This window comes from Streptomyces sp. NPDC015131 (genome assembly GCF_043079975.1).
Classification (GTDB): Bacteria; Actinomycetota; Actinomycetes; order Streptomycetales; family Streptomycetaceae; genus Streptomyces.
In genome coordinates this window covers 413,041-424,950 of sequence record NZ_JBIBVB010000005.1, presented here as the reverse complement: position 1 = coordinate 424,950, position 11,910 = coordinate 413,041, and the positions used below count along the sequence as shown (strand labels likewise).

General features: G+C 70.0%; 12 protein-coding genes. 7 read left to right on the top strand and 5 right to left on the bottom strand.

Annotated elements, in window-relative coordinates; genetic code table 11:
* Nucleotides 1–2: 2 nt before the first annotated feature.
* Entirely contained in the window at nt 3–719 is a 717-nt protein-coding gene (locus ACF08D_RS22110) for a DUF5324 family protein (protein ID WP_392224451.1), read from the bottom strand.
* A gap of 245 nt (nt 720–964) precedes the next feature.
* Between ACF08D_RS22110 and ACF08D_RS22105 the strand changes: the two genes are divergently transcribed.
* A complete protein-coding gene (locus ACF08D_RS22105; RefSeq protein ID WP_392224450.1) occupies nt 965–1,492 on the top strand; it encodes a peptidylprolyl isomerase in 528 nt (175 codons plus the stop codon).
* Between the two features lie 132 nt (nt 1,493–1,624).
* Nucleotides 1,625–2,488, top strand: a complete 864-nt coding sequence (locus ACF08D_RS22100) for a rhomboid family intramembrane serine protease (RefSeq protein WP_392224449.1) — start codon at nt 1,625–1,627, stop codon at nt 2,486–2,488.
* A gap of 274 nt (nt 2,489–2,762) precedes the next feature.
* Here the strand turns inward: ACF08D_RS22100 and crgA are convergent, their stop codons facing one another.
* Nucleotides 2,763–3,020 (bottom strand): cell division protein CrgA, encoded by a 258-nt coding sequence (gene crgA / locus ACF08D_RS22095; protein WP_392224448.1) that lies wholly within the window; start codon nt 3,018–3,020, stop codon nt 2,763–2,765.
* Between the two features lie 150 nt (nt 3,021–3,170).
* Here crgA and ACF08D_RS22090 point away from each other — a divergent pair, with 150 nt between their 5' ends.
* From ACF08D_RS22090 to ACF08D_RS22070, 5 genes are all read left to right on the top strand, one after another.
* Complete coding sequence (locus tag ACF08D_RS22090; RefSeq protein WP_392224447.1) at nt 3,171–3,938, top strand: DUF881 domain-containing protein; 768 nt, start codon at nt 3,171–3,173, stop codon at nt 3,936–3,938.
* Nucleotides 3,939–4,084: 146 nt separating this feature from the next.
* Complete coding sequence (locus ACF08D_RS22085) at nt 4,085–4,246, top strand: hypothetical protein (RefSeq protein ID WP_189549781.1); 162 nt, start codon at nt 4,085–4,087, stop codon at nt 4,244–4,246.
* Nucleotides 4,243–4,881 carry an aminodeoxychorismate/anthranilate synthase component II gene (locus ACF08D_RS22080; protein ID WP_392224446.1) on the top strand — a complete coding sequence of 213 codons (639 nt, stop codon included), beginning with the start codon at nt 4,243–4,245 and terminating at the stop codon, nt 4,879–4,881. Before ACF08D_RS22085 ends, ACF08D_RS22080 begins: the two co-directional genes overlap by 4 nt.
* A complete protein-coding gene (locus ACF08D_RS22075; RefSeq protein ID WP_392224445.1) occupies nt 4,878–5,990 on the top strand; it encodes a class E sortase in 1,113 nt (370 codons plus the stop codon). The genes ACF08D_RS22080 and ACF08D_RS22075 overlap by 4 nt, the downstream gene beginning before the upstream one ends.
* A 37-nt stretch (nt 5,991–6,027) precedes the next feature.
* Nucleotides 6,028–6,705, top strand: coding sequence for a class E sortase (locus tag ACF08D_RS22070; protein WP_392224444.1), 678 nt, complete (start codon nt 6,028–6,030; stop codon nt 6,703–6,705).
* Between the two features lie 80 nt (nt 6,706–6,785).
* Here the strand turns inward: ACF08D_RS22070 and pknB are convergent, their stop codons facing one another.
* The 3 genes from pknB to ACF08D_RS22055 all read right to left on the bottom strand — a co-directional run bounded on the left by pknB (nt 6,786) and on the right by ACF08D_RS22055 (nt 11,897).
* Nucleotides 6,786–8,831 carry a Stk1 family PASTA domain-containing Ser/Thr kinase gene (gene pknB, locus ACF08D_RS22065; RefSeq protein ID WP_392224443.1) on the bottom strand — a complete coding sequence of 682 codons (2,046 nt, stop codon included), beginning with the start codon at nt 8,829–8,831 and terminating at the stop codon, nt 6,786–6,788.
* Nucleotides 8,832–8,997: 166 nt separating this feature from the next.
* Entirely contained in the window at nt 8,998–10,458 is a 1,461-nt protein-coding gene (locus tag ACF08D_RS22060) for a peptidoglycan D,D-transpeptidase FtsI family protein (RefSeq protein ID WP_392224442.1), read from the bottom strand.
* Nucleotides 10,455–11,897, bottom strand: a complete 1,443-nt coding sequence (locus ACF08D_RS22055; protein ID WP_392224441.1) for an FtsW/RodA/SpoVE family cell cycle protein — start codon at nt 11,895–11,897, stop codon at nt 10,455–10,457. Before ACF08D_RS22055 ends, ACF08D_RS22060 begins: the two co-directional genes overlap by 4 nt.
* Between the last annotated feature and the right edge of the window lie 13 nt (nt 11,898–11,910).

Here is an 11,910-nt window from a genome sequence, read left to right as displayed (position 1 = left end):
CCCTAGCGGCGCTCGTCGTCCGTGCCCGCGTCGGCGTCGGCCTCGGCCTCCGCCTGCTTGGCCTCCACCTCGGGGTCCAGCGCAGCCGGGCCCGTACCGTCGACGGAGGTCAGCGGAGTGCGCTCGGGAACCTCGGTAGGAGCCGGGGGCTCGACCAGCCAGTCCGGGTTGGCCTGCTTGTCCCACCACTTCCAGGCGGCGAAGGCGCCGCCGGCCAGAACGCCGACGACCGCCAGCCCCTTGGCGAGGCGACCGGCCCTGGCCCGACGCTGGTTCTTCCTCACAAGCTTCTGAATGTCCTTGGCCGTCACCTGGCCGCGCACAGCGGCGACGGCGGCGGCGGAGCGGGCGAGCGCCTGCTCCTTGACGGGCTGAGCGGCGGCCATCGCCTGCTCGACCCGGGGCACGGTGTAGTCCGCAGCCTGACGTGCGGCCTGACGGGTCCGGACCGCGGCACGATGCGCGGCCACGTCGACCTTCGGCGGCACATGCGGCGCGACGAGCGTGCCGTACTGGAGACGTGCCTGAGCCTTGGCCCGGTTCGCGGCCTTGGAGACCTTCGGCGCGACCCGGACACGTGCTTCCTGCGCGTAGTGCTGCGCGTACTGCGCGGCCGTGTCCTTCGCCGTTTCGGCGTAGGGCGCCACCACTTCCGCGGCGTGCCGCACGCTGTCCTTGGCCGAGCTGGTCGCGGCGAGCACGCTGTCCTTGCGGGTCACGGGATCCTCCTCCTCGGTGGCGGGGTCGGTATTCGCCTGTCCGTCCTTTTTGAAATCATGCCTGTCACCGTCATGGTCGGCATGCTTTACGGCGGCATCCGGGGCAACGGGGCCTGAACCCACCGCGTACCCCCGCCCGCCCGGCGTGCACCACCTCCGGGTGCGAAAGCCCCGCCCTTTCGGCGGCGGCCGTCCTTCCGTGCGAGGATCGGTGAACGTCAGAGCAGACTTACGGAAGGCAGATCGTGGCCGAGCAGCTTTACGCCACCCTGAAGACCAACCACGGCGACATCGAGATCCGGCTCTTCCCGGACCACGCGCCCAAGACGGTCAAGAACTTCGTCGAGCTCGCCCAGGGCGAGCGCGAGTGGACGCACCCGGCGACCGGGAAGAAGTCCACCGACCGCCTCTACGACGGCACGGTCTTCCACCGTGTCATCAGCGGCTTCATGATCCAGGGTGGCGACCCGCTGGGCAACGGCACCGGCGGCCCGGGCTACGAGTTCGGTGACGAGTTCCACCCGGAGCTGGCCTTCAACAAGCCCTACCTGCTGGCCATGGCCAACGCCGGTCCGGGCACCAACGGCTCGCAGTTCTTCGTCACCGTGGCCCCGACCACGTGGCTGACCGGCAAGCACACGATCTTCGGCGAGGTGTCCAACGACGCCGGCAAGAAGGTCGTGGACGCGATCGCCGCCAGCCAGACCAACCCGCGCACCGACCGCCCGGTCAAGGACGTGGTCATCGAGTCCGTGGTGATCGAGACCCGCTGACCCGCCCCGCGGTCCTTCCCGCGGCGCCGCCCGGCCCCGCCCGGGGCGCCGTCGCCGGGAACCTTTTCGCCTCGTCCGTCCGTAAGGATGGACGAGGCGATTCGCACGTGTGGCAGCCGACGAGGGGATCCCATGGAGCAGGCGCAGACGCCGAGGTGCTACCGCCACCCCGGTGAGGAGACGGGCATCCGCTGCACGCGCTGCGAGCGGCCCATCTGCTCGGCCTGCATGGTGAACGCGGCGGTGGGGTTCCAGTGCCCGGAGTGCGTGCGCGGCGGGTCCGGCACGGGGCACACCCGTACGGCCAACCACCCCCGCACGGTCGCGGGCGGACGGCTCACGGCCGGGCACCCGCACCTGATCACCCATGTGCTGCTCGGGCTGAATCTGCTGGTGTTCCTCGCCGGGGTGATCAGCCCGTCCCTGGTGGACGAGACGCTCCTGATCGGGTACGCCTTCGACCCCGGCCTGGGCGAGGTCGTGGGGGTCGCGGACGGCGAGTGGTACCGGCTGGTCTCGTCGATGTTCCTGCACGAGGAGATCTGGCACCTCGCGGGCAACATGCTGCTGCTGTGGCTGCTGGGCGGCACCCTGGAGGAGGAGCTGGGCCGGACCCGGTACCTGGTCCTCTATCTGCTGTCCGGCCTGGCCGGCAGCGCGCTCACCTATCTGATCGCGGCGGAGAACCAGGGGTCGCTGGGCGCGTCCGGCGCGATCTACGGCCTGCTGGGCGCGAGCGTGGTGCTGTTCCGGCGGCTCCGGCGCGACATGCGGCCGATCATCGCCCTGGTCGTGCTCAACCTGGTGATCACCTTCGCCCGGGACGGCATCGCCTGGCAGGCGCACATCGGCGGCCTGGTCGCGGGCCTGGTCATCGCGTACGCCATGGTCAACGGCCCGCGCGAGCGGCGGGCGCTGCTCCAGTGGTCGGCGTGCGGCCTGGTCCTGGGGCTGTCCCTGCTGACCGTGATTCTGAGGACGTCCGCGCTCGTCTGAGCGGCGTTTGTCCCCACCATTGTCCACAGCGTGTGCCCGTACCGGCGCATCGTGTGGGGAACGTCTGTGCCCATCCGCGCTGACCTGCGGCTTTGTCATACCGGTGCGGGGTGGGCCGACCGCCTCCGGGCGGCCGGCCGCAGTCACATCGGCGTCAACTCAATGCGAGTTATCCACAGATCGTCTGACCTTTTCCACTCGCTGTGCACAACGCTGTGGATAACTCAGGGCAGGGCTTGACGGCGACGGCCGGGCCCCGCGTCCGCCGGGGCGGCTACTTCCACTGCGTGGAGACACCGAAGCCGGCGGCGATGAAGCCGAAGCCCACCACGATGTTCAGGTTCCCGAACGACTCGACGGGCAGTGAGCCGTCGGTGACGTAGAAGACCACGATCCAGGCGAGCCCGATGGCGAAGAGGGCCAGCATCACCGGAGCCACCCAGCTGCGGCTGGTGAGCTTGATGCTGGTCGCCTGCTTGGTGGCCGGCGGCGGCGTGAAGTCGGCCTTCTTGCGGATACGTGACTTCGGCACGAGGGACTCTCCTGTCGATGCGCTGCGTGACCGCGCAGGGAACTGTGACGGTGGTGCGGTGGCCGGTCCGGGGGCGAGGGGGACACCACTGCCCCACCCGGGCGTCCGTTAGCGTAGTGCTTCCGCGGGGTCGAAGGAGATAAGGGTACGTTGAGCAATTCCGCCGACTCTCCCCGAGAGCCGGCCGGGCGCGACAGGTGGCGACCCGTCCGGTTGCTGACCGCTGCCGTCTTCGCCCTCGCCGGCCTGATCTTCGTCACCAGCTTCAACACCGCCAAGGGCACCAACATCCGCACGGACGCCTCCCTGTTGAAGCTCTCCGACCTCATCCGCGAGCGCAGCCACAAGAACGCCGAACTGGACGGCGCGACCGCCGCCGTACGGGACGAGGTCGACGCCCTCGCCCGCCGGGACGACGGCTCCACCGAGGCCGAGGACGCCGAACTCGCCGCCCTGGAGAAGGCCGCGGGCACCACCGAGGTCGCCGGCCAGGGGCTCACCGTGACCCTCAACGACGCCCCGCCGGGCGCCCAGGCCGCGCCCGGCTACCCCGAGCCGCAGGCCAACGACCTGGTGATCCACCAGCAGGACCTCCAGGCGGTGGTCAACGCGCTGTGGCAGGGCGGCGCCGAGGGCATCCGCGTCATGGACCAGCGGCTGATCTCCACCAGCGCGGTGCGCTGCGTCGGCAACACCCTGATCCTCCAGGGCCGCGTCTACTCCCCGCCCTACCGGATCACCGCCGTCGGGGACACCGGCCGGCTCCAGCGCGCCCTCGACCGGTCCACCGCCGTCCAGAACTACCTGCTGTACGTCAAGGCGTACGGCCTGGGCTGGAAGGTCGACGACCACGACAAGGTCGCCCTCCCCGGCTACGCGGGCACGGTCGACCTCCACCACGCGCGGCCCACCCCGTAGCCGGGCCGCCCCCGGCCGGGCCCCCGCTTTCCACAGGTGACCCACCCCGGGGGCATCGCCCCGTACTCTGGTGCGGTATCGAAGGGCACCCGACGGCCGCCACGGCCCCGGGTCGACGGATTCGACGGAAAGGACCGGCGGGCGTCATGTACGGCTGGATCTGGCGGCATCTCCCGGGCAACGCGTGGGTGCGGGCGCTGATCTCGCTCGTCCTGGCCCTCGCGGTGGTCTATGTGCTCTTCCAGTACGTGTTCCCCTGGGCGGAGCCGCTGCTTCCGTTCAACGATGTGACGGTGGACGGTCAGTGAGCGCGCGCATTCTCGTCGTCGACAACTACGACAGCTTCGTCTTCAACCTGGTCCAGTACCTCTACCAGCTCGGCGCCGAGTGCGAGGTCCGGCGCAATGACGAGGTCGAGCTGAGCCACGCCCAGGACCACTTCGACGGCGTCCTGCTCTCACCCGGCCCCGGCACCCCCGAGGAGGCCGGCGTCTGCGTCGACATGGTGCGCCACTGCGCGGACACCGGTGTCCCGGTCTTCGGCGTCTGCCTCGGCATGCAGTCGATGGCCGTGGCGTACGGCGGAGTCGTCGACCGCGCGCCCGAGCTGCTGCACGGCAAGACGTCCCCGGTGGTGCACGAGGGGCGGGGTGTCTTCACCGGGCTGCCGTCGCCCTTCACCGCGACCCGCTACCACTCGCTGGCCGCCGAGCCGGTGGGCCTGCCGGACGAGCTGGAGGTCACCGCGCGGACCGAGGACGGCATCATCATGGGCCTGCGCCACCGGGACGCCGCCGTGGAGGGCGTGCAGTTCCACCCCGAGTCCGTGCTCACCGAGTACGGGCACCTGATGCTCGCCAACTGGCTGGAGCAGTGCGGTGACACCGGCGCGGTCGCCCGGTCGGCGGGCCTGGCGCCGGTGGTGGGCAAGGCCGTCGCGTGACCCCCGTACGCCCGGAGCACGAGCACGGTTCGCCGTGGTTCCGGGCGACGAACCCGCCACTTCCGGAAGAGGAGATTCCGCCCCAGCCGCAGCCCCAGCCTCAGCCTGGGCCCTACGCGCGGCAGCCGCAGCACCAGCCGGAGCCTTACGCGGCGCCCGAGCCGTACGCGTCGTACGAGCCGGCCGAGACGCCCGGGCCGCCGGCCGGGGCCCGTCCGGCGGACGGCGAGACGATGGCCCTGCGCACCGAGGACACCCGGCGAATAGCGGCCGGTCCCGCGCCCACCGGGGGCCGCGCCGAGCGCCGCAGGGCGGCCGCCAAGGGGGGCGGACGCGGACGCCGCCGCAAGGGGGCCTCCCGGACGCCCGCCGCGCCGCCCCAGGACCCCGGCAGACCGCTCACCCGCGTGGAGGCCCGGCGCGCCGCCCGGGCCCGCAAGGACAGCGTCGGCGTGGTCGCCAGCCGGGTGGTGGGCGAGCTGTTCATCACCTTCGGCGTCGTGATGCTCCTCTTCGTCACCTACCAGCTCTGGTGGACCAACGTCCGGGCCGGCTTCGAGGCCGACCGGGCCAAGCAGGGCATCGAGGACGCCTGGGCGGAGGGCCGCAAACCGGGGGCCTTCGAGCCCGGCCAGGGCTTCGCGATCATGTACATCCCGAAGCTGGACGTCGTCGTGCCGATCGCCGAGGGCATCGACAAGAAGCGCGTCCTCGACCGGGGCATGGTGGGCCACTACGCCGAGGGGCAGCTCAAGACGGCCATGCCCTCGGACCGGCAGGGGAACTTCGCGGTGGCCGGCCACCGCAACACCCACGGCGAGCCCTTCCGGTACATCAACCGGCTCTCCCCCGGCGACCCGATCGTCGTGGAGACCCAGGACACGTACTACACCTACGAGATGGCGAGCATCCTCCCGCAGACCCCGCCGTCGAACGTGTCCGTGATCGAGCCGGTGCCCAGGGGCTCCGGCTTCACCGGGCCGGGGCGGTACATCACGCTGACGACCTGCACGCCCGAGTTCACCAGTACGTACCGGATGATCGTGTGGGGCAAGATGGTCGACGAACGCCCGCGCAGCAAGGGGAAACCGGACGCGCTCGTAGGCTAGGGCGGCCTGGCTTCGACCTTCAGACGGGACAGATGTAGTGGCACGTGCGCGCAACCGGATCGCCGGAGCCGTCAGCGTCTTCGGCGAGCTGCTGATCACCGCAGGGGTGATCATGGGCCTGTTCGTCGTCTACTCGCTGTGGTGGACGAACGTCCTCGCCGACCGGGAGGCCGACAAGCAGGGCAGCGAGGTCCGCGACCACTGGGCCTCGGCGGCCCCGGGCGCCCTCGACACCAAGGACGGCATCGGCTTCCTCCACGTACCGGCGATGAAGAACGGCGAGATACTGGTCAAGCGGGGCACCGACCCCAAGACCCTGAACAACGGCGTCGCCGGCTACTACACCGCCCCCGTGAAGTCCGCCCTCCCCTCCGACAAGGCGGGCAACTTCTCGCTCGCCGCGCACCGGGACGGGCACGGGGCGAAGTTCCACAACATCCACAAGCTCAAGAACGGCGACTCGATCGTCTTCGAGACCAAGGACACCTGGTACGTCTACAAGGTCTACAAGACGCTCCCGGAGACCTCGAAGTTCAACGTGGACGTCCTCCAGCCGGTGCCCAAGGAGTCGGGCCGGGCCAAGCCGGGCCGGTACATCACCCTGACGACCTGCACGCCCGTCTACACCTCCACCTACCGCTACATCGTCTGGGGCGAGCTGGAGCGCACCGAGAAGGTCGACGGCGCCCGCACGCCCCCGGCGGAGCTGCGCTGACCCGCACGCATGACGGAGCCCCGGCACCCTCCTCGCGGAAGGTGCCGGGGCTCTGTCGTACTCCCTGTGACGGGTGCGGATCAGCCGCGCTCGCGGAAGGTGATCCCGGCCGGGCCGCCGAAGAAGCCGCCGTCGTCACCGTTGTCGCCGTTGCCGCCGTTCTGGTTCCCGCCGTTCTGGTTGCCCCCCTGGTTGCCGCCCTGGCAGCCCAGGGTGGTCAGCGTCACCGTGGTGGTCGCCGGGTCCACCGGCGTGCCGACCTGCGGGTCGCTGGCGGCCACGAGGGCGTTGTCGTCGGCCGGGCAGTTCGGGGCGACCTGGACATTGGTGAAGCCGGCGGCGGCCAGCGTCTGCTTGGCCTGGCCCAGCGGCTGCGGCCGGACCTCGGGCACCGGGACCTGCTGCTGCTGGGGGCCCTTCGAGACCTCCAGGGTGACCTCACTGCCCTTGGGGGCCGAGGAGTTGCCCTCGGGGCTCTGCTTCACCACCGTGTTGGCCGGCTGGTCGGAGTCCACGTCCTGCCGCTTGACCGTGAAGCCGAGCGTCTCCAGCTGGTTCTTGGCGGCGTCGAACTGCTGGCCGGTGACCGGCGGCACGTTCCGCTCGCCCTGCTTGGACACCGTGATGGTGACCTCGCTGCCCTTCTCCGCCCGGGAGCCGCCCGAGGGGTCCTGGCTCAGCACCTCGCCCGGCTGCTTGTCGGACTCCTCGTAGGCGACCTTGACCTCGAAGCCCTTGTCCTCGAGGTTCTTGCGGGCAGTCTCCTCGGACTTCTCCGTGACGTCCGGCACCTCGATCTTCGCGGCACCCTCGGAGACGACGACCGAGATGGTCTCGCCCTCCTGCACGGTGCCGGACGCCGGGGTCTGGCTGCAGATCGAGCCCTTGGGCTGGCCGCAGGCGTCGGTGCCGTTCCGGGCGATCTTCAGCCCGGCGTCGGTCGCCGTCCGCTCCGCCTCCGGGTACGGCTTGCCGACCAGCTTGGGCACGGTGATCTCGTCCGAGCCGCCCCCGCCGCCGCCGAAGACCGACTTGCCGATCAGGATCGCCCCGACCAGCACCAGGATGCCCGCCAGGATCAGCAGGATCGTGGAGATGTTCGACTTCCGCTGGCGCCGGCGGTCCGGGCGGTCGTCGTAGCCGAAGCCGCCGTCGTCCGGGTTCACCGGCGGCAGCATCGACGTCTGACCCGCCGGGTCGGCCGGGCGCATCGCCGTGGTCGCCTGGTCGTCGGGGCCGTACCCGCCGAAACCGGCCGCGCCCATCGCCGCCGTCGCGGCGACCGGCTGGCCGTCGAGGCACGCCTCGATGTCGGCGCGCATCTCGTCGGCCGACTGGTAGCGGTAGTCGGGGTCCTTGACCAGCGCCTTCAGGACAATGGCGTCCATCTCGGGCGTGATCTCGGGGTCGAAGTTGCTGGGCGGCTGCGGCTCCTCGCGGACATGCTGGTACGCCACCGCCACGGGCGAGTCGCCCACGAACGGCGGGCGGACGGTCAGCAGCTCGTACAGCAGGCAGCCGGTGGAGTACAGGTCGGAGCGGGCGTCGACCTGCTCGCCCTTGGCCTGCTCCGGGGAGAGGTACTGGGCAGTGCCGATCACGGCGGCCGTCTGCGTCATGGTCATCCCGGCGTCGCCCATGGCGCGGGCGATGCCGAAGTCCATGACCTTGACCTGGCCGGTGCGGGTCAGCATGACGTTCGCGGGCTTGATGTCGCGGTGGACGATCCCGGCCCGGTGCGAGTACTCCAGGGCCTGGAGGATGCCGACCGTCATCTCCAGCGTGCGCTCGGGGAGCAGCTTCCGGCCGGAGTGAAGAAGCTCACGCAGGGTGGACCCGTCCACGTACTCCATCACGATGTACGGGATGGAGATGTTGTCGACGTAGTCCTCGCCGGTGTCGTAGACCGCGACGATCGCCGGGTGGTTGAGCGAGGCGGCCGACTGGGCCTCACGGCGGAACCGGGCCTGGAAGGACGGGTCACGGGCGAGGTCGGCCCGCAGCGTCTTCACGGCGACGGTGCGGCCGAGCCGGGTGTCGTGGGCGAGGTAGACCTCCGCCATGCCACCGCGGCCGAGCACCGAGCCCAGCTCGTACCGGCCGCCGAGGCGACGCGGCTCTTCCATAACTGTTCCAGCCCTCTCCGTCAGTCCCGACCGCACCCGCGTGTGGTCCGGCGGTGTGCTGTTCGCGCATACGCTACCGGCCACGGGAAGTCGATCGGACCGCGACCACTGGCTGATACGGGACCGGTACACACCGGCACTCAGTCGTGACCGCGGCACTCCCGCGTCACTTCTTGCTCTTGAGTACCGCCTCCATCACGTCCTGGGCGATGGGGCCGGCGAGCCCGCCACCACTGATGTCGTCCCGGGTGGCGTTGGAGTCCTCGACCACGACGGCCACCGCGACGGGGGAGCCGCTGTCGGTCTTGGCGTAAGAGATGAACCAGGCGTACGGGCGGGCCTTGTTCTCCTCGCCGTGCTGCGCCGTACCGGTCTTGCCGCCGACCGTCACGCCGTCGATCTTCGCCTTGGAGCCGGTGCCGTTCTCGACGACGCCCTCCATCATCTCCTGGACGAGCTGGGCGGTCTTCGGCGACATCGGCCGGCTCATCTCCTCCGGCTCGTGCTTCTCCAGGATGTCCAGGTCGGGGGAGCGCAGCTCGTCCACCATGTACGGCTTCATCAGCTTGCCGTCGTTGGCGATCGCCGCGGTCACCATGGCCATCTGGAGCGGGGTGGCGTTGGTGTTGAACTGGCCGATGGAGGACAGCGCGTTCTGCGGGCGGTCCATGTTCCGGTCGTAGACCGACTTGGCGGCGCGGACCGGGGTGTCGATCTCGGCGTTGTTGAAGCCGAACTTCTCCGCCATCTCCACCATCTTGTCGCGGCCGACCTCATGGCCGAGCTTGGCGAAGACGGAGTTGCAGGAGACCTCCATCGCGTGCTTCAGCGTGGCGTTCTCGCACCCGGAGGCGTGGTTGACCATCTCGCGCCGGGTGTCCGGCAGCAGGTACGGGTCGGGGGTGTCGGTGGGCGCGTTGATGTCGGAGACCTTGCCGTTCTCCAGCGCCGCGGCGGCCGTCAGCACCTTGAAGGTGGAGCCGGGCGGGTAGATCTCGCGCAGCGCGCGGTTCAGCTTCGGCTTGTCCTTGTCCTTCTCCAGCGCCTGCCAGGCCTTGGCGTCCTTGTTGTGGTAGCCGGCGAAGGAGGACGGGTCGTACGACGGGGTCGACGCGAGCGCCAGGATCTTGCCGGTGGCCGGCTCGATCGCGGCGACGGCGCCCTTCTTGTCCCCGAGGCCCTTGAAGGCGGCCTTCTGGGCGGCGCCGCTGAGGGTGGTGACGACGTCGCCGCCCTTCTTCTTGTCGCCGGTGAACATGGACATGGTGCGGTCGAAGAACAGCCGGTCGTCGTTGCCGGTGAGGATGCCGTCCTCGAGCTTCTCGATCTGGCTGGCGTCGAACGCCTGGGAGGCGTACCCGGTCACCGGGGCCCACATGGGCCCGTCGACGTAGGTGCGCTTGAACTTGTAGTACGGGTCCTTGGAGTCGACCGAGCCGGTGATCGGCTTGCCGTCCACGATGATGTTGCCGCGGACGTTGGCGTACCGCTCGACGGTGACGCGGCGGTTCTTCTCGTGGGTGCTCAGCTCGCCGGCCCGGACGTACTGGATCCAGTTGTCCCGGATGAGCAGGGCGAGCACCAGCAGGCCGCAGAAGATCGCGACATGGCGCAAGGGCTTGTTCACGGTCGGACCACCTGGGTCATCTCGGCGTCGGGGGACGGGGCGGGGGCCGGCGCGGGACGGCGGGCGGTGTCGCTGATCCTCAGCAGGATGGCGACCAGGGCCCAGTTGGCGATCACGGACGAACCGCCGTACGCGAGGAACGGCATGGTCATACCGGTCAGCGGAATGAGGCCCATCACACCGCCGGCGACCACGAAGACCTGGAGGGCGAAAGCGCCGGACAGGCCCATCGCCAGCAGCTTGCCGAAGGGGTCCCGGGCGGCGAGGGCGGTGCGGATGCCGCGCTCGACGATCAGGCCGTACATCAGCAGGAAGGCCATGACACCGGCCAGGCCCAGCTCCTCGCCGACGGTGGCGAAGATGAAGTCGGAGTTGGCGGCGAAGCCGATGAGGTCGGAGTTGCCCTGCCCGAGCCCGGTGCCGAGGGTGCCGCCCGAGCCGAACGACATCAGCACCTGGGTCATCTGGTCACAGGCCTGGATCATGTTGGAGCCCTCGGGGGCCGTCTCCAGGCACCCGAAGGGGTCCAGCCAGGCGGCCACCCTGGACTTGACGTGGCTGGCGGTCGAGCCGACCACCGCGGCACCGGCCACGGCCATCAGCAGACCCATGATGATCCAGCTGGTCCGCTCGGTCGCCACGTACAGCATGATCACGAACATGCCGAAGAACAGCAGCGAGGTACCGAGGTCGTTCTCGAAGACCAGGATGAGCAGGCTGACGGCCCAGATCGTGAGGATCGGGCCGAGGTCACGGCCGCGGGGCAGGTAGAGGCCCATGAAGCGGCGGCTGGCCAGGGCGAGGGCGTCCCGCTTCACCATCAGGTAGCCGGAGAAGAAGACCGCGATCACGATCTTGGCGAACTCACCGGGCTGGATGGAGAACGGGCCGACCGCGATCCAGATCTTGGCGCCGAAGACGTCCGACCCGAGGCCGGGCACCAGCGGCAGCAGCAGCAGGACCACCGCCACCACCATGGAGATGTACGTGTAGCGCTGGAGGACGCGGTGGTCCTTCAGGAACATCAGCACCAGCAGGAACAGCGCCACACCGATCGCCGAGTACATCAGCTGCTTGGGCGCGTCCGGGCTGAAGCTGCCGAACTGGTTCATCGACCTCTCGATGACCCTCGGCGACTGGTCCAGCCGCCAGATCAGCACCAGCCCCAGCCCGTTGAGCAGCGTCGCCAGCGGCAGCAGCAGCGGGTCGGCGTACGTGGCGAACTTCCGCACCAGCAGGTGCGCGATCCCCGCCAGCAGGCCCAGCCCGATGCCGTAGCCGAGCATGCCCGCCGGGACCTTGCCGTCCAGGGCGAGGCCCACGTTCAGGTACGCGAAGACCGGGATGGCGACGGCGAAGCCGAGCAGCGCGAGCTCGGTGTTGCGCCGGCTCGGCAGATCGATCGCGCCGATGGTGGTCGTGTTGGTGACAACGCTCATGGTGGTGAAAGGC